The sequence below is a fragment of the Weizmannia sp. FSL W8-0676 genome, from assembly GCF_038593015.1.
Classification (GTDB): domain Bacteria; phylum Bacillota; class Bacilli; order Bacillales; family Bacillaceae_C; genus Weizmannia; species Weizmannia coagulans.
In genome coordinates, this window is the sequence record NZ_CP151954.1 from 162,368 (window position 1) to 186,751 (window position 24,384).

General features: G+C 47.9%; 17 protein-coding genes, 9 tRNA genes and 3 rRNA genes. 24 read left to right on the plus strand and 5 right to left on the minus strand.

Going from position 1 to position 24,384, the window contains the following annotated elements; genetic code table 11:
• Positions 1–4: 4 nt before the first annotated feature.
• The 3 genes from tnpA to NST20_RS00885 all read right to left on the minus strand — a co-directional run bounded on the left by tnpA (position 5) and on the right by NST20_RS00885 (position 2,904).
• A complete protein-coding gene (gene tnpA / locus NST20_RS00875; protein ID WP_041818598.1) occupies positions 5–403 on the minus strand; it encodes an IS200/IS605 family transposase in 399 nt (132 codons plus the stop codon).
• Between the two features lie 409 nt (positions 404–812).
• Positions 813–1,877, minus strand: coding sequence for a C45 family peptidase (locus NST20_RS00880; protein ID WP_013858120.1), 1,065 nt, complete (start codon positions 1,875–1,877; stop codon positions 813–815).
• Between the two features lie 112 nt (positions 1,878–1,989).
• On the minus strand, positions 1,990–2,904 hold the full coding sequence (locus tag NST20_RS00885) for an AraC family transcriptional regulator (RefSeq protein ID WP_019722038.1): 915 nt from the start codon (positions 2,902–2,904) through the stop codon (positions 1,990–1,992).
• A gap of 230 nt (positions 2,905–3,134) precedes the next feature.
• Between NST20_RS00885 and NST20_RS00890 the strand changes: the two genes are divergently transcribed.
• Together NST20_RS00890 and NST20_RS00895 are read left to right on the plus strand one after the other, a co-directional pair.
• Positions 3,135–3,662, plus strand: coding sequence for a cupin domain-containing protein (locus NST20_RS00890; RefSeq protein ID WP_230090533.1), 528 nt, complete (start codon positions 3,135–3,137; stop codon positions 3,660–3,662).
• A 637-nt stretch (positions 3,663–4,299) separates the two neighbouring features.
• On the plus strand, positions 4,300–4,764 hold the full coding sequence (locus tag NST20_RS00895; RefSeq protein ID WP_029142968.1) for a hypothetical protein: 465 nt from the start codon (positions 4,300–4,302) through the stop codon (positions 4,762–4,764).
• A gap of 416 nt (positions 4,765–5,180) precedes the next feature.
• Here NST20_RS00895 and NST20_RS00900 read toward each other — a convergent pair whose 3' ends face one another.
• The gene (locus NST20_RS00900) at positions 5,181–5,921 is read right to left on the minus strand and encodes a polysaccharide deacetylase family protein (protein WP_071452231.1); all 741 of its coding nucleotides are present in this window, start codon (positions 5,919–5,921) and stop codon (positions 5,181–5,183) included.
• 138 nt (positions 5,922–6,059) lie between these two features.
• Here NST20_RS00900 and NST20_RS00905 point away from each other — a divergent pair, with 138 nt between their 5' ends.
• From NST20_RS00905 to rocF, 18 genes are all read left to right on the plus strand, one after another.
• Positions 6,060–6,287, plus strand: a complete 228-nt coding sequence (locus tag NST20_RS00905) for a hypothetical protein (protein ID WP_019722035.1) — start codon at positions 6,060–6,062, stop codon at positions 6,285–6,287.
• 331 nt (positions 6,288–6,618) lie between these two features.
• Positions 6,619–8,010, plus strand: a complete 1,392-nt coding sequence (locus NST20_RS00910; protein ID WP_029142969.1) for a cytochrome ubiquinol oxidase subunit I — start codon at positions 6,619–6,621, stop codon at positions 8,008–8,010.
• Positions 8,010–9,020 carry a cytochrome d ubiquinol oxidase subunit II gene (gene cydB / locus NST20_RS00915; RefSeq protein ID WP_013858125.1) on the plus strand — a complete coding sequence of 337 codons (1,011 nt, stop codon included), beginning with the start codon at positions 8,010–8,012 and terminating at the stop codon, positions 9,018–9,020. Before NST20_RS00910 ends, cydB begins: the two co-directional genes overlap by 1 nt.
• 242 nt (positions 9,021–9,262) lie before the next feature.
• Complete coding sequence (gene cydD, locus NST20_RS00920) at positions 9,263–11,011, plus strand: thiol reductant ABC exporter subunit CydD (RefSeq protein WP_342399854.1); 1,749 nt, start codon at positions 9,263–9,265, stop codon at positions 11,009–11,011.
• The gene (cydC, locus tag NST20_RS00925; RefSeq protein WP_342399855.1) at positions 10,986–12,719 is read left to right on the plus strand and encodes a thiol reductant ABC exporter subunit CydC; all 1,734 of its coding nucleotides are present in this window, start codon (positions 10,986–10,988) and stop codon (positions 12,717–12,719) included. The genes cydD and cydC overlap by 26 nt, the downstream gene beginning before the upstream one ends.
• Before the next feature lie 549 nt (positions 12,720–13,268).
• A 16S ribosomal RNA gene (locus NST20_RS00930) occupies positions 13,269–14,822 on the plus strand.
• A gap of 319 nt (positions 14,823–15,141) precedes the next feature.
• Positions 15,142–18,073 (plus strand): 23S ribosomal RNA (locus NST20_RS00935).
• 287 nt (positions 18,074–18,360) lie between these two features.
• Positions 18,361–18,476, plus strand: a 5S ribosomal RNA gene (gene rrf, locus NST20_RS00940).
• The 16S, 23S and 5S rRNA genes sit together here with 9 tRNA genes alongside, the layout of an rRNA operon.
• Positions 18,477–18,483: 7 nt before the next feature.
• Positions 18,484–18,555 (plus strand) — tRNA-Asn (locus tag NST20_RS00945).
• A gap of 6 nt (positions 18,556–18,561) precedes the next feature.
• A tRNA-Thr gene (locus tag NST20_RS00950) sits at positions 18,562–18,634 on the plus strand.
• Between the two features lie 11 nt (positions 18,635–18,645).
• Positions 18,646–18,720 (plus strand) — tRNA-Glu (locus NST20_RS00955).
• An 11-nt stretch (positions 18,721–18,731) separates the two neighbouring features.
• A tRNA-Val gene (locus NST20_RS00960) sits at positions 18,732–18,804 on the plus strand.
• Positions 18,805–18,811: 7 nt separating this feature from the next.
• A tRNA-Thr gene (locus tag NST20_RS00965) sits at positions 18,812–18,887 on the plus strand.
• A gap of 5 nt (positions 18,888–18,892) precedes the next feature.
• Positions 18,893–18,977, plus strand: a tRNA-Tyr gene (locus NST20_RS00970).
• 64 nt (positions 18,978–19,041) lie between these two features.
• A tRNA-Gln gene (locus NST20_RS00975) sits at positions 19,042–19,113 on the plus strand.
• A gap of 46 nt (positions 19,114–19,159) precedes the next feature.
• Positions 19,160–19,232: transfer RNA gene (locus NST20_RS00980), tRNA-Lys, on the plus strand.
• 40 nt (positions 19,233–19,272) lie between these two features.
• Positions 19,273–19,344 (plus strand) — tRNA-Gly (locus tag NST20_RS00985).
• A gap of 262 nt (positions 19,345–19,606) precedes the next feature.
• Positions 19,607–20,506, plus strand: coding sequence for an arginase (gene rocF / locus NST20_RS00990; RefSeq protein WP_017553450.1), 900 nt, complete (start codon positions 19,607–19,609; stop codon positions 20,504–20,506).
• 106 nt (positions 20,507–20,612) lie between these two features.
• Here rocF and NST20_RS00995 read toward each other — a convergent pair whose 3' ends face one another.
• A complete protein-coding gene (locus NST20_RS00995) occupies positions 20,613–20,786 on the minus strand; it encodes an aspartyl-phosphate phosphatase Spo0E family protein (protein ID WP_013858130.1) in 174 nt (57 codons plus the stop codon).
• 175 nt (positions 20,787–20,961) lie between these two features.
• On the opposite strand from NST20_RS00995, the gene sigW reads away from it, so the two are divergent.
• The 4 genes from sigW (at position 20,962) to NST20_RS01015 (ending at position 24,369) form a co-directional block, all read left to right on the plus strand.
• Positions 20,962–21,525 carry an RNA polymerase sigma factor SigW gene (gene sigW, locus NST20_RS01000; protein WP_013858131.1) on the plus strand — a complete coding sequence of 188 codons (564 nt, stop codon included), beginning with the start codon at positions 20,962–20,964 and terminating at the stop codon, positions 21,523–21,525.
• Positions 21,526–21,537: 12 nt separating this feature from the next.
• On the plus strand, positions 21,538–22,152 hold the full coding sequence (locus tag NST20_RS01005) for a zf-HC2 domain-containing protein (protein ID WP_061086858.1): 615 nt from the start codon (positions 21,538–21,540) through the stop codon (positions 22,150–22,152).
• A 146-nt stretch (positions 22,153–22,298) separates the two neighbouring features.
• Positions 22,299–23,126: a diadenylate cyclase CdaA gene (gene cdaA, locus NST20_RS01010; RefSeq protein ID WP_017553452.1), complete on the plus strand. Its 828-nt coding sequence runs from the start codon at positions 22,299–22,301 to the stop codon at positions 23,124–23,126.
• Positions 23,119–24,369, plus strand: coding sequence for a CdaR family protein (locus NST20_RS01015; protein ID WP_237348780.1), 1,251 nt, complete (start codon positions 23,119–23,121; stop codon positions 24,367–24,369). The genes cdaA and NST20_RS01015 overlap by 8 nt, the downstream gene beginning before the upstream one ends.
• Positions 24,370–24,384: the final 15 nt, after the last annotated feature.

A 24,384-nucleotide genomic window follows, 5' to 3' on the forward strand; every position in this document is an offset into this window, starting at 1 on the left:
CACCTCACTTTTGACCTTGATTTTCAATATATTTTTTGATGGTATCTATTGGAGCGTCGCCTGTTGTAAGTAGGCAGAAACTTCTTGACCAAAACATTTCTTTCCATAGTTTTTTTCTTATATGTGGAAAGTCTCTTTTTATCAGTCGAGAACTTGCACTCTTATAGGCATTGATGAACTTTGATAGTTCAGAGTTAGGATTTGCTTTGAATAAGATGTGGATATGGTCTTTATCATGATTCCATTCCACTAAAGAAATATTGTATTTACTTCCAATCTCAGCGAACATATCTTTTGCAAAATCAGATATTTCACTATCGAACACTTGTCTACGGTATTTTACAACCAATACAAGGTGATAATGCAGTAAGAATACTGAATGATTATTACTATCTAATTTCATTGATATATCAACCCTCTATTCCATCTAAGACTGATTATATCAAAACCTTTGGCTAAAGCCAACCGAAATTCATCTCCCACCTACTCATTGGTGCTATTCGCACCTTCACATTCCTTGAGGATGGGAGACTTCTTTCGGAAAGCCGTTAAAACCGGAACCTGATTGGGTATCCGGTTTTTGCCGTGCTTTCTCGTTCCTATGCCAATTGGACAGTAAACGCATAAATAAAATTTTCCCAGCTGGAGTACAATATACACGATACAGTGGGAACGCTTCCAATGCTGGCGGTCCATGAAAAAAAGAGTCCATGGTTTTTGCTCCATACGACCCAGGGCGCCTGATGATTCCATTTTTGCAGCCGGAGCGATTTTTCCGGCAAGGATTCCTGTTGCCATGGCCGCTATTTTGATTATTTTCGAAACCAGTCGGCCCCTTTGTCCATATGGAGGAAGGGAATATCCGTATCCACTTCGCCGGTGATCTTTTCAATGGGCAAGTCTTCTCCTGACAGCCATTTGTCAAAGTCGATTTTCACCGGCTCGCAGTCCCCGCCTAAAGCGAACCAGGCTTCCATTTGCTTCGGCAGGTAAGCGGAAGTATGAATCGTGCCTGCCCAGCTGCTGTATAATTCTGAAAAAACGCCTTTTTCCCGGCTGTTTAATAATTGAAACGCATCCCGGGCGCTGGACAGATGCCCTTTTTCCTGTTCCAAAATGGCGGTTCTGCGCATCGAATCGTTGAGATGATGCCGGTTTTCTTTGCCGAGGGTTTCAAAATGATTGGTGCAAGTGTTTCCGTTCCGCACGGCGACCGCGCGCGGAGATGCTTCGACAATCCGGGTTTCCCCGCTTTTATCGTAAACTACATAGCTGAATGAATGGCGGTGCGGAATTTCTTTTAATAGGGCAACGGCTTCGTCAATATTTGCGCATGATTCCAATAGCAGCCTGCCAATCATGCAGCAAATAAACCCGTCGCCGGGACTTTTTCGATGGATAAACGTATAGCCGATGGCGAGCCCTTTTTCATTCATGCCGTCCATCCGCCCGGTGACGCGCTGGCTCGGCCCGGCAATCGCGTATCCCTGATCGCTTGGCTGGTACAGGACATAGCGGCCTTCATAGGTTTTTGGATGGTAATCATAGTTGCGGATAAGATAGCCATCGCCTGTTAAAATCGAGCAGCCTGATTTTGCACAGTCCACCCGGTAGCCGCCAAATTCCTGCAAAACTTTTTCCATCGGCCATTCCAGCGCTTCTTGCAATCCGCGCAACTCTTCCCAGATTCCGGGTGCAAAGCGGGTGATGGCGTCTTTCGTTTCGTTCAGGTCGATGACAAACCGCGGTTTTCTGACTTTCCATTGATTGTCGCGGTTTTGGACAGAAAGTGATTCTTTTAATGCAAGCCCCTGCATATAACCGAATTTTTCATGTGATCCGCGAAATTGGACCACCGTGCTGAAAATTTGCTTCATCTTTCAATTCACCTGCAAACCCATTGGGATCATATTCACACCATTCATTTTAACACATTCTGTTTCTTTCCTTCCCCAAGCGGGTCAGCCGCAACGATTTTCAGTTCCATTATCATATTTTCCTGCATGGCATTTGAAAATCAAGAATGACCTGTTTGGCGCCGTTTTCAAGCGGGTTGCAGAAACGGCTGACCGTGTAAAATTCCACCCAGTAGAAATGTTCATAGTCAAGTGTATAGCCGTTTTTTTGTACCATGTCGGAAATGAGGATAAATGCGTTGCTGATGATATCGTCAAGGTTCTTTGCGCCAATCTGTGCTTTTGCAATGGTTCCGCCTTTGATGATTTTCCCCGTCATGCCTTCAGGGACCGGGGTTCCTGTTTTAAAATACTTGCCGATGATATACGTTTCGCCAAGCCCGGAGTCGTTTGCAAAATCGGTCATATAACCGAGGCCGATGCAGTCTTCCATGCCTACGCTGTATTCATGAAGTTCATGAAGCTTTTTGTCAAATCCCCGTTCCCAAAAAACTTCCCACAGGTCGCTGGTGGTGACGCCAAAATCTTGATTGCTGATGCCGATCAGGAGCACGTCTTCTGCCGTCATGTATTCGATTTTTACCAGTTCTGCCATCATTCTTCTTCCTTTCATCACGTAATAGGTGTCATTGTCTTTAAAGGAAAGCGGCGGAAAAGCTTTTTCTTGATAAATGTCACCGGTAATCATGGCAGGCGGCACTGAAAATTGTTCCTTGAACGCCCTTGAAAAGGCGGAACTGCTCTCATAGCCGCACTCCATTGCTGTTTCTGTTACATTTTTCCTTTTAGAAAGCAGCATCTCAGCCGCCAGCGTGAGTTTTCGTTTGCGTACATATCCAGCCAATGAAATATTGCAGATATACGTAAAAATGCGTTGGTAAAGCCCCAAAGGAATCCCCGTAATTTTTGCGATTTTTTCATAATCTGGATGCATGATATCTGCTTCAAGCATATCAATGACCTGCTGTGTTTTATCCAGAATTTCCATTGTAACGCCCCCTTCCCCTTTCATTATGCAATACAATCGCGCAAACCCGCTTTACATTTTTTGTACAACTTTTGTTGGCTCGTATGGAACCAGATTGGCTACAATTGCTTCTAACATATCATCTTCAAAGGAATTCCAGGAAATTACTATATATTTAAATGATTCTGTGATTTAAGGAGAGAACGGCGCATCAGTAATGATAAAGGTTGAAGTGAAAAGCGGGCTTTCTAATATTCCCAATTTCACTGGAAATCTGTACATGGTGGTGTAACGACTGGAATCCCCATTATTATAACTGGAACAATAATTTGGGCGATAATGAAAATCCTTATAATAGAGGCAATATATTAAAGGATTTCGGGCCGCAGCCATTTGTAATTAATATTGAACAGGCCGCCAAGAAGAATAACAATTTCCGCATAGCTTTATGGACGGGAAATCATTTGCAGGTTACTTTAATGAATATCGGTGTTGGAGAAGATATCGGATTGGAAATCCACCCAACATTGGATCAGTTCCTCCGTATTGAAGATGGTCAAGGACTTGTTCAAATGGGGAAAAATAAAGGAATATACGATTTTCAAGCCAATGTATATGACGACTATGTAATCGTGATACCCGCAGGAACATGGCATAATCTAACGAACACAGGTAATAAACCAATAAAATTATACTCCATTTATGCACCACCTCAACATCCATATGGTACTGTTCATGAGACAAAGGCAATTGCCATGGCTTCAGAAAATCACTATTAATAATTTTTGACTGATAACCCTAATACAAATTAGTAATCCCCATATTTTATGGGGAATCACTCCTGTAACGAAGGTATTCAAACGCTGGACAAAATTCATTTTCCGTATAATAAATAGCAAAATATTATAGCCTACAATTTGTCCTGCTAGTTATATGGATTAATAACTGCGTTAAGGTTAGCTTTGCACACAAATGGGATAATCCAACAACGTATACAAACATAGGACTTTACTTGGAGAGATGGGTATGATAGGCTCGTTTGCCTGATGAAACCTTAGCTTCAGCCTTTCAAGACAAATCGTACCATTCAACTATATGCACCTTATATATAGTATCAACAACAAAACATTGATATGTTGCACCCTTTATCATTGTTTATATGTATCCACAGAATATGCGTTTAAGGACTTGACTTGGAGCCTCTGTGTAAAGGAATTTTTTTGTAACATAATTTTTTGTTCTAAACGTTGAATGATCTGCATTTTTCAACGAAAGGATGAGATTCTAACCGTTAAAAGTAAACATATTCAGCTTGTGGTGCATATACTGGATTGGTCCTTTATATAGGATAGTAAATAAGATATCTAATCCTTTATCCTTCAGAACATAAACTTTAAATTTAGGGGGAGATTAGTATTGCAAACTGCACAGCAAACAATGGTTAGTATTCCATTCCCGTCAGTATGGGGCCTCCATGCTGCTATAGATGGTAGACCAATCGTTTGGGGTTTACTAAACATTAACTCTATTACAGATAACAGGATAGTTGGTACGGTTAATTTCCGTGGCACACCTATTCCAATTAATGGATATTGGGATGAAAACACCAATCAAATAAGATTTGATTCACCTTTTGCCGCATTTTCCGGTAACTTAACTATATTTGATGATCCCTTGATTAGAATTCGACATTTTGTTTTAAATGGGAGGCTTATTATGAAACCTCCTTCTTTACAAGCAGGAGAGCATGGAACTTGGATTGCTACAACCGATAAATCTCTTACCGGATATCCCGTAATTAGTGGTACCTTGCCCCCTGTTGGAGTCTTTTTAACATCGAATATACTTAGTCAGCTACAGCAGAATAATGTAAGATTTTAGGTTTAAATGGAAGAAATGTAAAACGAACCTCCTTTTTTGTTTTTCAATACATTTCCAAGATTAAATTTGCGCTTCGTCAACAAAAAGGGCATCTACTCCAAGCTCTTCAAGATATTTTACTTGTATTCTATTAATCGATGTCTATATAAATTTTTAGAACCCAACTTTTTTACTATGCTTGACAAATTGTTGAATGATTTTTAAATAATCTCTTCCTTTATTATAATATGGATAGTCAGAAATGTATACAGCAATGAAGCTGGCTGTATACGCGGTGGAGAAGGAAAGAAATCTTTCCTTCCATCGCCATATCCCGGCAATCCGCAGTAGAAAGCATTATCAGCCATGGTACGGTGAGCAGAAACAAAGGCTCCCGATTCAGCGTTGCCATCCAACCTGTCCGGGAGCCCTGGCCTTTAAGGGATCACTTTCGTTTCTGCTTTTCCGTTTGCAATCATTTCGGAAACGGTCACAAATTTTCCTTTATCCGACAAGTGACGGATGATTTGCGGCAGGGCTTTGTTCGTCTGCTTTGCGGCATCAGAAGCGTGCAGCAGGACAATATCCCCGTTTTCGGCTGTGCTTGCTTTTTCAATAATTTTTGCGGTGCCCGGGTTTTTCCAGTCATCGGTGTTGACGCTCCAGTGAACCATTGTAAGCCCCTGTTGGTCAGCGATTTTTAATGACGTTTTGTCAAAATGGCCGGTCGGGGAACGCAAAAGTTTTACATCCTTTATTTCAAGTTTTTTAAACACTTCTTGTGCCTTCTGCATATCATGCCGCACTTTAGCCGGTTCTTCATCCGTGTAATCCACATAGGCATAACCGAGGCTTCCGATCTCATATCCGGCTTTTTCAATCCTATTCACAATATCCGGGTGCTGTTCCGCCCACGCGCCTGACAGGAAAAAGGTTGCGGACTTTACGCCGTTTTTCTGCAACGTTTTCAAGATAGGGACGGCTTTTTCATCGCCCCAGCCAATATTAAAAGTTAACGCAATGCCGTTTTCTCCTTTAAAAACGGCTTTCGGGGTGCCTTTTGCTGAAAAAGTTGCCGTCTGCGCCAGCGTTTGGGTATAGATCAATAAGGCAGTAAAAAACGAGACAATGACAATGAAAAGATACAGTTTCCAGTTTCGCGATTTCGTATGGTGCATGATTCAACCTCCCGTTAAAAACTGCACTTGTCTTATTGTATGCGCCATTTTTTCAGGATTATGCAAGGAAAAGTGCTGTGATATTTCCCTTAAATTTGGTAAAAATAGACGTACCATGAACAGAAAGGGTGCATGCGGGTGTTAGGTCTTGTCGTCCATGAAAAAGAGCTGCTGGAAATGCAGTATTTGTTGAAAAGAGAAATGGAAGAAATTTTACTTGACCTGAATGATGAGCGGATTGAGCGGGTCATCAAAAGGGCCATGAAAGAACGGTACCGAATTCTTTTTAAGCTCCTGACAAAAGTCGCGCCCCAAAGCGAATATGCCCAGTTCGCCGTGTCCTATAGGCGGGAAATGAAACAGTAAAGAGCGGAGGCAGCCGCTCTTTTTTTACGGCTTTTTGGAAAAGAAGAAGCGGAGAGCGTTCTGGAAAAAAGGAAATTACGGACCTGGACCGGAAAAAATGGACGCGATTATCCCAGCCGCCCGAATGAGCCACCCCTCTTTTGATCACGCTTTCACAAAAAGTCAATAGGCCGGGAAGAATATTTTTCCAGAAAAATGATTTGTCAAATAATATTCGACAGTTTTTAACCGAATTGTCACACAGCTCCTATCTGTACCATAAAAAGATTAAATATAATATAAGTGTAATGAAAAAGTAACGGAAATATGGAAGAGGAGGGGATTTTGGGAAATGAGTGAAGTCATATTGGCACGGACCCAGTTTGCAACTACAACCTTGTTCCACTTCATTTTCGTGCCGCTTTCAATCGGATTGGCATTTATTGTCGCTGTCATGCAAACGCTTTACCTGGTGAAAAAGAAAGAAATTTACAAGAAAATGACGAAGTTTTGGGGAACCTTTTTCCTCATCAACTTCGCAGTCGGGGTGGTGACCGGGATTATCCAGGAATTCCAATTCGGGATGAACTGGTCGGCCTACTCGAGGTTCGTCGGGGACGTATTCGGCGCACCGCTTGCGATTGAAGCGCTGCTTGCGTTCTTTATGGAGTCGACTTTCATCGGCCTGTGGATTTTCGGTTGGGACAGACTCCCGAAAAAACTGCATCTGGCCTGCATCTGGCTCGTCTCGATCGGAACCATGCTGTCGGCGCTCTGGATTATGGCCGCAAACTCATTTATGCAAAACCCGGTCGGCTATACAATTCACAATGGCCGCGCCGAAATGAACAATTTTGCCGCCGTGCTGTTGAACCAAAAATTGCAGGTGGCTTACCCGCACATTATTTTCGGCAGCCTTGCCACCGGTGCGTTTTTCATCGCCGGTGTTTCGGCCTGGAATTTGATCAGGAAAAAAGATGTGGCCTTTTTCAAACGGTCTGTTGCCATCGCACTTATCGTCGGTCTTCTCAGCGGGCTCGGCCTTGCCTTTTCCGGGCACAGCCAGGCACGTTATCTCATTAATGTCCAGCCGATGAAAATGGCTGCTGCGGAAGGAATCTGGAAAAACACCGGGGACCCTGCGCCATGGACACTGTTTAGCATCATTGATACGAAAAATAAAAAGTCGGAATACAAGGTGCAAATTCCGTACTTGCTGAGCTACTTATCCTATGGCAAGTTTTCCGGATCCGTCAAAGGGATGAACGAGCTGCAAAAAGAATACGCGCAAAAATACGGGGAAGGCAATTATATTCCGCCTGTAAAAACAACGTTCTGGAGCTTCCGGATCATGGTTGCCACTGGCGGCATTATGATCCTGATGAGTTTGATCGGCCTGTACCTTGTCTGGAAGAAAAAAATCGAAAACAGCATGCGTTACTTGAAATGGCTGTTCCCTTGCATGTTTATCCCGACGATCGGCAACTCGTTCGGCTGGGTTATGTCTGAAATGGGCCGGCAGCCATGGGTGGTAAACGGCCTGATGAAAACGAGTGCGGGCGTTTCGCCGAATGTTTCGGCCGGCGAGCTGCTGTTTTCACTGATTGCTTTCTCGATTGTGTATACGCTGCTTGCCGTGGCGATGGCTTACCTGTTTATCCGCGTCATTAAACAGGGCCCGCAGGCAAAACCGATAGAAGACATTACTGCATCGGATCCTTTCAATACAAGGAGGTTTGTATAATGCAGTTAAATGAATTGTGGTTTGTGCTTGTTTGTGTGTTATTTGTCGGATTTGTATTTCTGGAAGGTTTTGATTTCGGGGTCGGGATGAGCACAAAATTCCTTGCCAAAAATGAGACGGAAAAACGGGTGCTCATTAACACGATCGGGCCGTTCTGGGATGCCAATGAAGTATGGCTCCTGACAGCGGGCGGCGCCATGTTTGCCGCTTTCCCGAACTGGTATGCCACGCTTTTTAGCGGCTATTACCTTGCCTTTGTCGTCCTGCTGCTTGCACTCATTGCCAGAGGGGTTGCCTTTGAATTCCGCGGCAAGCTCCAGGCAAGCAAATGGAAAGGCATTTGGGACTGGGCCATTTTGCTTGGAAGCCTCCTGCCGCCGTTTTTGCTCGGCGCCCTGTTTTCCGGGATGATCAAGGGGCTTCCGATTGACCGCTCGATGACGATGCATGCCGGATTTTTCGACATCGTCAACCTTTACACGATCGTCGGCGGGCTGGCCTTTGTCGCCCTTGTCTATCTGCATGGCCTGATGTTTATCCGTTTAAAAACGGACGGCGAAATCCGTGAACGTGCCGGAAAAGCAGCGATGAAAATGTATATGGCTGCTGGCGCCGTCGTTGTCCTGTTTGCCATATTAACCGCTGTTTTTACAGATGCGTTTGTGAAACGGGGCGCCATTTTAATTCCAGTCTATGCCGTTGCCATTGTGCTTTATCTGGGACTGTATCCGCTCTTGCGGAATAAAAAAGAAGGATTGAGTTTTGCCGTAACCGGGTTGATTTTAATTCTTGTAACCGTCTCGTTTTTCGTTGCGCTTTTCCCGAACGTGCTGATCAGTTCCATGGGGGCGGCGAACAACCTGACGCTCTATAAAGCATCGTCAAGCCCGTATTCGTTAAAAGTCATGACGATTGTCGCATGCACGATGGTGCCGGTCGTGCTCGCTTACACAATTTGGAGTTACTATGTCTTCCGGAAACGGGTTACACCGCATGAATTGCATTATTAAAAAAGTTCAGGGGGCGGGGGTTAAAGATTGCCGCCCGCTGCCCACCCGGGGAGCGGATTTCGGGCAAACCGGGTGTTTTCTTTTTCATCCGGCACCGTTTGAATGGGTGCCGAGAAAACGCAGATTGTAGTATGAATCCGGCACAATCGCCCCGTGCAGGTGGAAAAAGATGCCGGTGAACGAATCAAAAAAGCCCTGCGTATGGCGGAACGGCCGGCCATACCGGAGAGGAGCTGGTGCGGATGGATAAACATCTGATGCAGTATAAAGGCAGCTTGAAAACTTTTATCATTGCCGGATGCCTGACGATGGTCCAATCGGTTGCCATTATCGTGCAGGCGGCATACCTGGCAAAAGCGATTGTCCATTTATATAAAGGGGTGCCGTGGCAGGAAACAGCGGCCGAATTTGGCATCTTTTTCGCCGCCCATCTCATCCGCCACTTTTTGCAGTGGGCAAAGTCGCGGGTTGCGTTCCGGTTTGCCAGCCGCACGTCCCTCCATTACCAAAACCTGCTCGTTGAAAAGCTGTTCCGCATCGGGCCGCGCGCCATCAGCAGGCATGGCACAGGCAATCTGGTGACGCTTTGCCTTGAGGGCATTCCAGAGTTCCGTACTTATTTGGAACTTTTTATTCCGCGCTTTATCGCGTGCCTGACGATCCCGGCTGTTCTCCTTGTGTATGTTTTTTCACAGGACGTTGAAACCGGGATTACGCTGCTCGTTGTCATGCCGATTTTAATCGGGTTTTTGATTCTGCTCGGGCTTGCCGCGCAAAAGCAGAAAGAAGCAAGGTGGGAAACGTACCAGCTGCTTTCCCGCCATTTCGTGGACTCGTTAAGGGGGCTTGTGACGCTAAAGTTTTTGGGGCGGAGCAAAAGCCATAAAGAAGCCATTTGGGAAGTCAGCAACAAGTACCGGATTGCCACAAACCGGACGCTCAGGATTGCTTTTTTATCGTCGTTCTCCCTGGATTTTTTCGCGACTTTGTCCGTGGCGGTCGTGGCCGTGGAACTTGGGCTCCGGCTGATTAACGGGCAAATCGGATTTGAACCGGCCCTTGCGCTTTTAATTCTTGCACCGGAGTACTTTATGCCCGTCCGCGATCTCGGCAGCGATTACCATGCCACAATGAACGGGAAAGAAGCGGGCGAGAAGATCCACCGCCTGCTTGCCGAAAAAGAAGACTTTGGAACCGGGCTTTCTTTTCCCGTCCCGGTTTGGAACGAACACAGCACATTAACAGTGGAAGGGCTTGAAAAACAGTCGCCGGAAGAAAACCGGGCGATTTTGCAGGATGTCACATTTACCGCCCGCGGGTTTCAAAAAATCGGCGTGATCGGAATCTCCGGTTCGGGCAAATCGACGCTTATTGACCTGTTATCCGGGTTCTCCATGCCGGATGGCGGGCGGATCAGGATTGACGGCCTGGAAGTTCCGCATTTGTCCTTTTCCGAATGGCAAAAGCAGGTGAACTACATTCCGCAGCATCCGTATATTTTCTCGGGGACCGTACGGGAAAATATTGCCTGGTATGCGCCGGATGCGCCGCTTGAAAAAATCGAGGAAGCGGTCCGGACGGCAGGGCTTTCCGTCCTCATCGCCGGCTTTCCGGGCGGGCTCGATGAAAAAATTGGCCAGGGCGGACGGGCGCTAAGCGGCGGTGAGGAACAGCGGATTGCGCTCGCGCGGGCATTGCTGGATACGCGGCCGGTTATGCTTTTGGATGAGCCGACTGCGCATCTCGATATCGAAACGGAACAAGAAATTAAACAGCTGATGCTCCCGCTTTTTGAACAGAAACTTGTCTTTTTTGCCACCCACCGCCTGCACTGGATAAAAGAAATGGACTTGATTTTGGTGATGGATGGCGGCAGGCTTAGAGAAGCGGGCACATATGAAGAACTGTACCGGAAAAAAGGCGCCTTTTACGAACTTGTCGAGGCGCAGCGGGGAGGGGCAGAACATGGCATACTTCAAGCGGTATATTAAACCGTATATCCGCCAGTACCGGTGGCTGATGGCAGCTACTGTCCTGCTTGGCATTGTTGCTTTTCTTGCTTCATCGATGCTCACCTTTACGTCCGGCTATTTGATCACAAGGGCGTCGGAAATGCCGGCGACAATTCTTTTGATTTATGTGCCGATCGTCGGCGTCCGCGCTTTCGGGATCGCGCGGCCGGTCGCCCGTTATTTTGAGCGGCTTAGCGGGCATAATACGGTGTTGAAGATTCTTGCCGATATGCGCGTCAAACTGTATGAAATGCTCGAACCGCAGGCGCTGTTTATCCGCTCCCGTTTTCAGGCGGGGGATCTGCTCGGCACGCTTGCCGATGACATCGAGCATTTGCAGGACGCTTATATCCGCACCATTTTTCCTGTTGTAACGGCGCTGTTTTTGTTTTTATATTCAGTTTGCACGCTGGCTGCATTTGACTTTCTGTTTGCGTTGTGGATTGCCATATTAATGGGGATCATCCTGTTTGTTTACCCGCTTTTATCCTTATATTTCATGAAAAAACGGCAAATCGCGCTGAAAGAAACACAGAGCCGGCTGTACCGGAGCGTCACGGATACTTTATTCGGCATCCGCGACTGGATCATCAGCGGAAAGAAAGAACGGTTCTTCCGGCAGTTTTATGAAGACAGCCGGAAGAGTCATGAAATAGAAAGAAAGATGTCTTTTTGGAACCATAACCGGAACTTTCAGCTGCAGGTCATCTCGGGCATCATTTTAATATTTGCCGGCATCTGGGCAGGGCATGCCGCAATGCACGGCGATATCGCCCCGACCTATATTGCGTCTTTTACGCTTGTAACCCTTCCGATTCTGGAAGGCATTATCCCGGCATCCGCGGCGGTGGAAAAGATTCCGGCATACAAAGAATCCCTGCAACGGATTGACACGATCCGGCAACATGTCCCGGATAAAAGCAGTCCCAGTGCAGTTCCGGGAGAGAAAGCGGAGATCCGTTTGGAACACGTCTTTTACTATTATGAAAACGAACCGGCCGCAGCTTTGAACGATGTGTCACTCACCATTCCCCACGGGCAGAAGATTGCCGTGCTTGGCAAAAGCGGGGCAGGCAAATCGACGCTTCTCCATCTGCTGATCGGGGCGCTGCAGCCTGCTTCAGGGACCGTTTCCATCGGCGGTCATGCCCCGGCAGCATACGGCGAAGGGATTCACCAGCTGGTCAGCGTTTTGAACCAGAAACCTTATTTGTTCGCGACAACAGTCGAAAATAACGTTGCCCTCGGACGCCCCGGCGCCACACCCGTAGAAATCGAGGAGGCCATCCGGCAAGTCAAACTTGACCGGTACCTCCACTCCCTTCCAAATGGGATCCATACCCAAATGGAGGAAACCGGCCAGCGTTTTTCGGGAGGCGAGCGGCAAAGAATCGCCCTCGCGCGGATCCTGCTGCAAAATACGCCTGTGGTCATTTTGGATGAACCGACTGTCGGGCTTGACCCCCTGACAGAAAAAGACCTGCTCGATACGCTCGATACGATGTTTGAAGTTTTAAAGGATAAAACGGTGATTTTCATTACCCACCATCTGGCCGGTATGGAAAAAATGGATCAGATCGTCTTTTTGGATGAAGGAAAAATCGCCATGCAGGGCACACACGCGGCATTAATGGAAAACCATGCGCGTTACCGCAAACTTTATCAAATGGACCGCGGGGGCGCTTGACCAGCCCCCGCTTTTTCCAGTGCCGCTGTTGCATCATGGGCGCCTGCAGTGAATTTGCCGATGATTTTCATTATTGCCCGTGCCGGGAAAGAAGCATCTAAGGGCCGATTGCAAAAAAATAGACACAAATTATGAAAACGTTTCCATTGATTTCTTCTTTGCGAACCATTACACTGAAAATGAACCGAATTTGGAAAGGGTGGTGCCAGTCCAAACATTTGATTTCACAGGAAAATTGGCAATCGTGACCAGCGGCGGAGGAGAAATCCGCTACGAAGCATAACGGTAACAAGCTAAATCCGGATTCCCTCCATAAGCTAAAAAATATAGAATAAAAATACACAAAGACTGTTGACATGGATTTGCTATCTTGGTATATTAGTAAATGTCGCTGCTTCACATGAGGCATGGCAGATAAAAAAGTGTTGACAACGCACTTTATAATTGATATAATGTAAAAGTCGCTGTTATGAAGAAACAGCAAAGATTGTTCCTTGAAAACTGGACAAAACGAAACGTCAAATTCTTTTTGAGCTTTTATCAAACATCTTTACTGAGAGTTTGATCCTGGCTCAGGACGAACGCTGGCGGCGTGCCTAATACATGCAAGTCGTGCGGACCTTTTAAAAGCTTGCTTTTAAAAGGTTAGCGGCGGACGGGTGAGTAACACGTGGGCAACCTGCCTGTAAGACTGGGATAACGCCGGGAAACCGGGGCTAATACCGGATAGTTTTTTCCTCCGCATGGAGGAAAAAGGAAAGGCGGCTTCGGCTGCCACTTACAGATGGGCCCGCGGCGCATTAGCTAGTTGGCGGGGTAATGGCCCACCAAGGCAACGATGCGTAGCCGACCTGAGAGGGTGATCGGCCACATTGGGACTGAGACACGGCCCAAACTCCTACGGGAGGCAGCAGTAGGGAATCTTCCGCAATGGACGAAAGTCTGACGGAGCAACGCCGCGTGAGTGAAGAAGGCCTTCGGGTCGTAAAACTCTGTTGCCGGGGAAGAACAAGTGCCGTTCGAACAGGGCGGCGCCTTGACGGTACCCGGCCAGAAAGCCACGGCTAACTACGTGCCAGCAGCCGCGGTAATACGTAGGTGGCAAGCGTTGTCCGGAATTATTGGGCGTAAAGCGCGCGCAGGCGGCTTCTTAAGTCTGATGTGAAATCTTGCGGCTCAACCGCAAGCGGTCATTGGAAACTGGGAGGCTTGAGTGCAGAAGAGGAGAGTGGAATTCCACGTGTAGCGGTGAAATGCGTAGAGATGTGGAGGAACACCAGTGGCGAAGGCGGCTCTCTGGTCTGTAACTGACGCTGAGGCGCGAAAGCGTGGGGAGCAAACAGGATTAGATACCCTGGTAGTCCACGCCGTAAACGATGAGTGCTAAGTGTTAGAGGGTTTCCGCCCTTTAGTGCTGCAGCTAACGCATTAAGCACTCCGCCTGGGGAGTACGGCCGCAAGGCTGAAACTCAAAGGAATTGACGGGGGCCCGCACAAGCGGTGGAGCATGTGGTTTAATTCGAAGCAACGCGAAGAACCTTACCAGGTCTTGACATCCTCTGACCTCCCTGGAGACAGGGCCTTCCCCTTCGGGGGACAGAGTGACAGGTGGTGCATGGTTGTCGTCAGCTCGTGTCGTGAGATGTTGGGTTAAGTCCCGCAACGAGCGCAACCCTTGACCTTAGTTGCCAGCATTGAGTTGGGCACTCTAAGGTGACTGCCGGTGACAAACCGGAGGAAGGTGGGGATGACGTCAAATCATCATGCCCCTTATGACCTGGGCTACACACGTGCTACAATGGATGGTACAAAGGGCTGCGAGACCGCGAGGTTAAGCCAATCCCAGAAAACCATTCCCAGTTCGGATTGCAGGCTGCAACCCGCCTGCATGAAGCCGGAATCGCTAGTAATCGCGGATCAGCATGCCGCGGTGAATACGTTCCCGGGCCTTGTACACACCGCCCGTCACACCACGAGAGTTTGTAACACCCGAAGTCGGTGAGGTAACCTTTACGGAGCCAGCCGCCGAAGGTGGGACAGATGATTGGGGTGAAGTCGTAACAAGGTAGCCGTATCGGAAGGTGCGGCTGGATCACCTCCTTTCTAAGGGGAAAAGCGTAGGGCGCTCGTTCATCGGCGTACGGATTTCGAAGTCTTCGACTGAGATAAAGGAAACACGATGAGCCTTAAAGGCGAATCGATGCCCGCTTATCGTAGGGAGAAGACGTAGAAATACGCTAGCCGATAGCGCCCGGAGCTAGACATAAAAGGAAAACCTTCGGTTTTCCGAAATTAAGTTTGGCGTTTCCGTTTTGTTCAGTTTTGAAGGTCCAATCCTTCAGTATGTGTTCTTTGAAAACCGGATAGGAGAAATAAACCAAGTAAACCGAGAATCGCTTATTTTTGGATTTAAACCTTTTATGGTTAAGTTAGAAAGGGCGCACGGCGGATGCCTTGGCACTAGGAGCCGATGAAGGACGGTACAAACACCGATATGCTCCGGGGAGCTGTACGTAAGCTTTGATCCGGAGATTTCCGAATGGGGAAACCCCCTGTCTTTAATCGGACAGGATTCCTGCCTGAATCCATAGGGCAGGAAGGGCACACCCGGGGAACTGAAACATCTCAGTACCCGGAGGAAGAGAAAGCAATTGCGATTTCCCAAGTAGCGGCGAGCGAACAGGAAACAGCCCAAACCGGAAGGCTTGCCTTCCGGGGTTGTAGGACACTCATATGGGAGTTACAAAAGAACGGGGTAAGTGAAGCGGCCTGGAAAGGCCTGCCGGAGAAGGTAAAAGCCCTGTAACTGAAACTTCGTTCTCTCCCGAGTGGATCCTGAGTACGGCGGGACACGAGGAATCCCGCCGGAATCCGGGAGGACCATCTCCCAAGGCTAAATACTCCCTAGTGACCGATAGTGAACCAGTACCGTGAGGGAAAGGTGAAAAGCACCCCGGGAGGGGAGTGAAAGAGATCCTGAAACCGTGTGCCTACAAGTAGTCAGAGCCCGTTAACGGGTGATGGCGTGCCTTTTGTAGAATGAACCGGCGAGTTACGGTCTCATGCAAGGTTAAGCTGAAGAAGCGGAGCCGCAGCGAAAGCGAGTCTGAACAGGGCGAAAGAGTATGAGGCCGCAGACCCGAAACCAGGTGATCTACCCATGTCCAGGGTGAAGGCAAGGTAACACTTGCTGGAGGCCCGAACCCACGCACGTTGAAAAGTGCGGGGATGAGGTGTGGGTAGCGGAGAAATTCCAATCGAACTTGGAGATAGCTGGTTCTCTCCGAAATAGCTTTAGGGCTAGCCTCAAGCGGAGAGTTTTGGAGGTAGAGCACTGTTTGGACGAGGGGCCCTCATCGGGTTACCGAATTCAGACAAACTCCGAATGCCAAAAACTTATGCTTGGGAGTCAGACTGTGAGTGATAAGATCCATGGTCGAAAGGGAAACAGCCCAGACCGCCAGCTAAGGTCCCAAAGTATACGTTAAGTGGAAAAGGATGTGGCGTTGCTTAGACAACCAGGATGTTGGCTTAGAAGCAGCCATCATTCAAAGAGTGCGTAATAGCTCACTGGTCGAGTGACGCTGCGCCGAAAATGTACCGGGGCTAAACGTATCACCGAAGCTGCGGATGGACACCGTTTGGTGTCCGTGGTAGGAGAGCGTTCTAAGGGCGTTGAAGCCGGACCGGAAGGACCGGTGGAGCGCTTAGAAGTGAGAATGCCGGTATGAGTAGCGAAAGAAGGGTGAGAATCCCTTCCACCGAATGCCTAAGGTTTCCTGAGGAAGGCTCGTCCGCTCAGGGTTAGTCGGGGCCTAAGCCGAGGCCGAAAGGCGTAGGCGATGGACAACAGGTTGATATTCCTGTACCGCCTCTTCACCGTTTGAACGATGGGGGGACGCAGGAGGATAGGGCAAGCGCGACACTGGTTGATCGCGTCCAAGCAGTTAGGCCGGTGCGGAGGCAAATCCTTCGCGCCAAGGCGGAGCTGTGATGGCGAGGGAAATTAAAGTACCGAAGTTCCTGATTCCACACTGCCAAGAAAAGCCTCTAGTGAGGTGAAAGGCGCCCGTACCGCAAACCGACACAGGTAGGCGAGGAGAGAATCCTAAGGTGAGCGAGAGAACTCTCGTTAAGGAACTCGGCAAAATGACCCCGTAACTTCGGGAGAAGGGGTGCTTTTTGGGGTGTATGCCCCGGGAAGCCGCAGTGAATAGGCCCAGGCGACTGTTTAGCAAAAACACAGGTCTCTGCGAAGCCGCAAGGCGAAGTATAGGGGCTGACACCTGCCCGGTGCTGGAAGGTTAAGGAGAGGGGTTAGCCGCAAGGCGAAGCTCTGAACTGAAGCCCCAGTAAACGGCGGCCGTAACTATAACGGTCCTAAGGTAGCGAAATTCCTTGTCAGGTAAGTTCTGACCCGCACGAAAGGTGTAACGATCTGGGCACTGTCTCAACGAGAGACTCGGTGAAATTATAGTACCTGTGAAGATGCAGGTTACCCGCGACAGGACGGAAAGACCCCATGGAGCTTTACTGCAGCCTGATATTGAATTTTGGTACAGCTTGTACAGGATAGGTAGGAGCCTTGGAAACCGGAGCGCCAGCTTCGGCGGAGGCATCGGTGGGATACTACCCTGGCTGTATTGAAATTCTAACCCGCACCCCTTACCGGGGTGGGAGACAGTGTCAGGCAGGCAGTTTGACTGGGGCGGTCGCCTCCTAAAAGGTAACGGAGGCGCCCAAAGGTTCCCTCAGAATGGTTGGAAATCATTCGCAGAGTGTAAAGGCATAAGGGAGCTTGACTGCGAGACTTACAAGTCGGGCAGGGACGAAAGTCGGGCTTAGTGATCCGGTGGTTCCGCATGGAAGGGCCATCGCTCAACGGATAAAAGCTACCCTGGGGATAACAGGCTGATCTCCCCCAAGAGTCCACATCGACGGGGAGGTTTGGCACCTCGATGTCGGCTCATCGCATCCTGGGGCTGTAGTCGGTCCCAAGGGTTGGGCTGTTCGCCCATTAAAGCGGTACGCGAGCTGGGTTCAGAACGTCGTGAGACAGTTCGGTCCCTATCCGTCGCGGGCGCAGGAAATTTGAGAGGAGCTGTCCTTAGTACGAGAGGACCGGGATGGACGCACCGCTGGTGTACCAGTTGTCTTGCCAAAGGCATCGCTGGGTAGCTATGTGCGGAAGGGATAAGTGCTGAAAGCATCTAAGCATGAAGCCCCCCTCAAGATGAGATTTCCCACAGTTTAACTGGTAAGATCCCTGAAAGATGATCAGGTTGATAGGTCCGGGGTGGAAGCGCGGTGACGCGTGCAGCTGACGGATACTAATCGATCGAGGACTTAACCAAATAGAAAAGCGAAGGTGCCTTGTTTAGCCCCGACAAGCGAATGTTCTGACCGGCATGGAGCCGTCTTTTGGCTCCGTGGCGGGCAGGTGATTCGACCTCGAGGGGCTAGGCACCGAAGCTGGACAGTAGAAAAGTGAAGGGTGCCTTGCTAAGGGCGCGTTGGAGCTGGACAATTTTCAAAGCTATTCTCCGTTTACAGTTTTTTCTCCCATCCGGTTTTTAGGGAATCACATAATTCCTGTTGATAAGCAATGGAAACTTTGTTATAATGATTTTTGTCATTGAGGTCCGGTGGCGATGGCGGAAAGGTCACACCCGAACACATCCCGAACTCGGAAGTTAAGCTTTCCAGCGCCGATGGTAGTTGGGGGTTTCCCCCTGCGAGAGTAGGACGCTGCCGGGCTCGATATTCCGCAGTAGCTCAGTGGTAGAGCAATCGGCTGTTAACCGATCGGTCGTAGGTTCGAATCCTACCTGCGGAGTCATATGCTTCCATAGCTCAGCAGGTAGAGCACTTCCATGGTAAGGAAGAGGTCATCGGTTCGAGCCCGATTGGAAGCTTATATTTTTTTGGCCCGTTGGTCAAGCGGTTAAGACACCGCCCTTTCACGGCGGTAACACGGGTTCGAATCCCGTACGGGTCACCATTTACATATTTGGAGGATTAGCTCAGCTGGGAGAGCGTCTGCCTTACAAGCAGAGGGTCGGCGGTTCGAGCCCGTCATCCTCCATTTGTATGCCGGTCTAGCTCAATTGGTAGAGCAACTGACTTGTAATCAGTAGGTTGGGGGTTCAAGTCCTCTGGCCGGCACCATTTACGGAGGGGTAGCGAAGTGGCTAAACGCGGCGGACTGTAAATCCGCTCCCTCAGGGTTCGGCGGTTCGAATCCGTCCCCCTCCACCATCTCATTTTTTGGGCATGCACTTTGGTGCATTTTTTTGGTGAGAGGGTTCATACTATAGATAATTGGGCCATAGCCAAGCGGTAAGGCAACGGACTTTGACTCCGTCATGCGTTGGTTCGAATCCAACTGGCCCAGCCTTTTCTATTGAATTGGTTACGCCAATGGATATATAGATTTTTACGAGCCATTAGCTCAGTTGGTAGAGCATCTGACTTTTAATCAGAGGGTCGCAGGTTCGAATCCTGCATGGCTCACTCTTTTCTTTTTTTAAAATATGTGGTATTCTACAAATATGCGGAAGTAGTTTAGTGGTAGAACAACACCTTCCCAAGGTGTGGGTCGCGGGTTCGAGTCCCGTCTTCCGCTTAAAGTTTAAACGCTCAAACCTCTTGATATAAAAGGGTTTGAGCGTTTTTTATTTGTCTGTAAATATTTTTCACTCTATAATACAACTCCAGTGTTGTTGGCGGATGGTTGATGGGTTTTCTGGATTGGTGAAGGAAGGCCCCTTTAAGATGAATAGTCTCACCTCCATTTTCTTGAATAATTATACAGAATTTTGTACAGTTGAGCCAATTGGAAAACAATTTTACAATGATAGATAGAGAGAAGGAAAGGGGACAGTCTGATGGAGAAACATATTGCAATAATGGGGGTTCCAATGGATCTTGGGCAGCGGTATAAAGGGGTGGATCTAGGCCCGCAGGCGATCCGGTATGCAGGTGTGAAAGAAGGACTCGAGAAACTCGGCTGCGCGGTTACCGATTTGGGCAATATTGAAATTGGCAGGGCGGAGCAGCTCCCTGATGACGAAGTCAATGCAAGAAATTTAAAAACGATTGCAAAAGCGAGCCAGTTCATTGCAGAGCATACAGATGAAATTGTAAAAAGCAACCGGTTCCCGCTTATTTTTGGCGGCGACCACAGCATTGCCATTGGGACAATTGCCGGCATCAGCAAACATTACAGAAATCTCGGCGTCATTTGGTTTGATGCGCATGCGGATATGAATATTCCTGAGACAAGCCCTTCCGGAAATGTCCACGGCATGCCGCTTGCCGCCAGCCTCGGGTACGGGCATGCTTCTTTAACGGGCGTTTACGGCTATATTCCGAAACTGAAAGCGGAGCATGTTGTCCTGATCGGGCAGCGGGATTTGGACGAAGGGGAAAAGGATTTCATCCGCAACCTGGGCATTAAAATTTACACGATGGCTGAAATCGACCGGATTGGGATGGAGAGCGTCATGGCAGCAAGCATTAACTATTTAAAAGAAAGAACGGACGGCATTCATTTGTCGCTCGATTTAGATGCGCTCGATCCGCAAGAAGCCCCGGGTGTGGGAACGCCTGTATACGGCGGGCTTCATTTCCGCGAAAGCCGGCTCGCCATGGAGATACTGCACGATGCAAATGCCGTTGTTTCAGCTGATGTTGTTGAAGTAAACCCGATTCTTGACAGCCGCAATCAAACGGCAGAAAAAGCTGTCCGCCTGATTGAAACATTGTTCGGGAAAAAACTTCTTTAAAAAAAGCCCCTATTAGCTGGTGCCCGGCACGCAAATAAAAAAACGGCAAATGATGGACGCTTTGCCGTTTTTTTATTTAAATCTATTCCATGGGTGTTCTGTCCACTTATCCCTGAAGTTTACTGCTTTTCAATTTGTTAAATTGATTGATGAGCTGGTCCAGATGCCTGCTTGCCTGTAAGACCTGATCGTCCCAATACGCAGTGGTCGAAGCGAGCTGAATCATTTCACGTCTTTTTTCCTCAATTTCCAACATTAAGGCTTGGCTTTTCTGGTTCATCCCTGACTCCCCGTTCGTATTCAAATTTGTAATAATTTTATATCCATTTTACTAAAGATTTAAACATTTTTTCCATAACTTTGCTACAATAGACTTGAATATTTTATTGCTTTTTTTGAAACCTTTTCAGGAGAAAATCGTAAAAATAACGTACCGCACAGGGCGGAGGGGGAAAATGGAAGCAATTGTAGACCGAAAAATTAAGCAGGTCATGAAGGGTGACCAAAATGCTTTTAATGATATCGTTGAATTATATAAAGATAAAGTATTCCAAATCTGTTTCCGCATGATCGGGAGCCGCACCGAAGCGGAGGATCTGGCGCAGGAAACGTTTATCCGCGCCTATATCCATATTAAAAGTTTTAAGCAGGAACGGAAATTTTCATCGTGGTTGTACCGGATTGCTACTAATTTGTGTATTGACCGGATCCGCAAGAAGAAGCCGGATTTTTATCTGGATGCGGAAATTTCCGGGACGGAAGGGCTGACCCTTTACTCAACCGTACCGGCGGAGGAAAAGCTGCCGGATATGCAGGTGGAGACACTTGAGATGCAGGAAATGATCCAGCGGGAAATTTTAAAATTGCCGGAAAAATACCGGATTATTATCGTTTTAAAGTATATTGAAGAATTATCTTTAAATGAAATCAGTGAAATGCTGGACATTCCGCTGGGAACGGTAAAAACAAGAATCCACCGCGGGCGTGAAGCGCTGCGAAAGCAATTAGGCAGGCTGTGAGGAGGGAAAAATATGGAGGCATGTTCTGAGAGAATTGTACTGTATATGCATGAATACTTAGATGAAGACATTCCGGAAGACCATAAAAAAATGCTCGAGTACCATTTGGAAACATGCCGCGCGTGCCGGCAGCATTTTTATGAGCTGCAAAAAAGCATCTTTTACGTGCAAAGCCTTCCGAATGTCCAGGCGCCTCCCGGTTTTACAGGCCGCGTTATGAAAAATCTTCCAAGGGAGAAAAAGTGGGTTGGGGCGGGCCGCTGGTTGAAAATGCATCCGTTTCTCGCCTCCGCCGGCTTGTTCTTCATTTTAATGGCAGGCGCGATGTTTTCCGAGTGGCATAATCCGGACGAGTTTTCCGTAACGAAAAACAAAGACATCATTGTCCAGGGGCATACCGCAATTGTGCCGAAGGGAAAAGTAATTAAAGAGGACATTACGGTAACAAACGGCGATCTCCGGATTGAAGGGAAAGTGGAAGGGAATGTGACGGTGGTCCGGGGAAATGAATACATGGCCTCTGCGGGGGACGTTACCGGAAATGTAGAAGAAATTAATGAAGTTTTTGAATGGATTTGGTATAAAATAAAAGATGCAGGACAGGATGCATGGAAGCATTTGAAATGAATATAAATATATTGGAGCGGGGCCGGATCCGGTTCCCGTTTCTTTTTCCAGGTATAGAAAAGCTGCTATTTCGCCGCGGGAAATGATATAATAGAACAGTTGAAGACAGAGGATATGAAGATTGATGAATTAATGGAGGCAGGGTCATGCATATTGCTGATTTCCCCATCTGGAACTATCTCTCCAAAATTGTGGATATATTGGTCGTCTGGTTTGTCATCTATAAATTATTGATGGTGATCCGCGGAACAAAAGCGGTCCAGCTTTTGAAAGGCATTTTTGTGATCATCATCGTCAGGAGCCTTAGCAGCTTGCTCGGGCTGCAGGCGCTGGCATGGATGATGGACCAGGCACTTACATACGGATTTCTGGTCGTAATTATTATCTTCCAGCCGGAGTTGCGGCGGGCCCTTGAGCAACTCGGCAGGGGAAAATTCTTTTCAAGAACGAACGGCCAGGAAGAAGATGAGCAGGCCCACCTCGTTGAAGCGATCGTCAAGGCGACCAGCTATATGGCGAAACGCAGAATCGGCGCCCTGATCTCGATTGAGCGCGGAACAGGATTAGGCGATTATATCGAAACCGGTATCCCGCTTGATTCTGTTGTATCGGCTGAACTTTTGATTAACATCTTTATTCCGAACACTCCGCTTCATGACGGCGCCGTCATAATCCAGAAGCGGAAAGTGGCGGCCGCAGCTTGCTATTTGCCGCTTTCCGAGAGCCCGTTTATTTCGAAGGAACTGGGGACAAGGCACAGGGCCGCGGTCGGGATCAGTGAGGTAACAGACTGTTTGACGGTGGTTGTATCCGAAGAGACGGGCGGGATCACGGTCACGAAAAATGGCGAGCTTCACAGGGATTTAAGCCTGGAGCAATTGCAGGAAATGCTGGAAGCCGAACTGAACTATACCCAGAAAACAAAGGAGCCTTCCTCGTCGAAATGGAACTGGAGGGTGAGAAAACATGGATAAACTAATGGACAATCGTTGGTTTATGAGGGTGCTGGCGCTTGTTTTAGCCATCCTGCTTTATATTTCAGTTGCGGTGGAAAACGGTGAAGGCAATAAAATTATCGGTTCCGCCACAAAAAACAGCAGCGGCGTGGTTGAAAATATGCCGGTCCAGCTGATTTATGACAACAAAAACCTTGTTGTATCAGGCGCACCGAAAACGGTGGACGTGACTGTAACCGGCCCGAAAGTCATCGTTCAGCAGGTGAAAGCCTCAAGGGATTTCACCGTTTACATGGATTTAAGCAATGCACAAATCGGCAGGCAAAAAGCCAAATTGAAAGTAAAAAATCTTTCCGATAAACTGAAATACAAACTCAGCCGTACGTATGCTACCGTATCGGTACAAGAAAAAGTATCCAAAATTTTCAACGTTGAGGCAGAATACGACAAAGCTTTGCTGGCAACCGGGTATGAAGCATCTGTGCCTGCTGTGGAGCCAAGTACAGTGAAAATTACCGGGGCGAAAAACGTCATTGACAGGATCAGCTATGTAAAAGCGACAGTGGAAATCAGCAAACCGATTACGGAAAGTTTTACGAGGGCCGCGACAGTGAATGTCCTCGACCGGAATTTAAATAAACTGGATGTCTCGGTCAACCCGGATAAAGTGAATGTCTCGGTGAATGTGACCAATCCGAGCAAAACCGTCCCGATTTCCATTAACCCGGTTGGCAGTAACCGCGACAATTTGACGATAAAAAGCATCACGACAAATCCGAAAAAGGTGACCATCTACGGCACCAGTGCCCGCCTTGCCGGGATTGAGGCGCTGCCGGTTAACATCGACATCAGCAAAATTACGAAAGATACGACCATTGATGTTCCAATTTCCCTTCCGGACGGCATCAATAAGGTGGATCCGGAAATGGTCACAGCGACCATCAAAGTGGAAGAAAAAAAAGATGAAGATGAGAAAACACTGAGCAATATTCCGATTAAGGAAAAAGGGCTGGCTGCCGGCTATCAAATGGATTTCCTTTCTCCGAAGAACGGAACGATTGATATCATTGCAGACGGGAAAAAGAGCGATTTGGACAAGATTTCCGCCTCTGACTTTAATGTCTCGATCAATCTGTCCGGCCTGAAGGAGGGGGACCACGAAGTAAGCTATATTGTATCGGGCCCGAAAAATATAACGTGGAGGCTTTCCGGTGAAAAGGCGAAAATACGCATAAGTGACGAAGCACAAAAGACAGAATAACAGAACTGATATGCG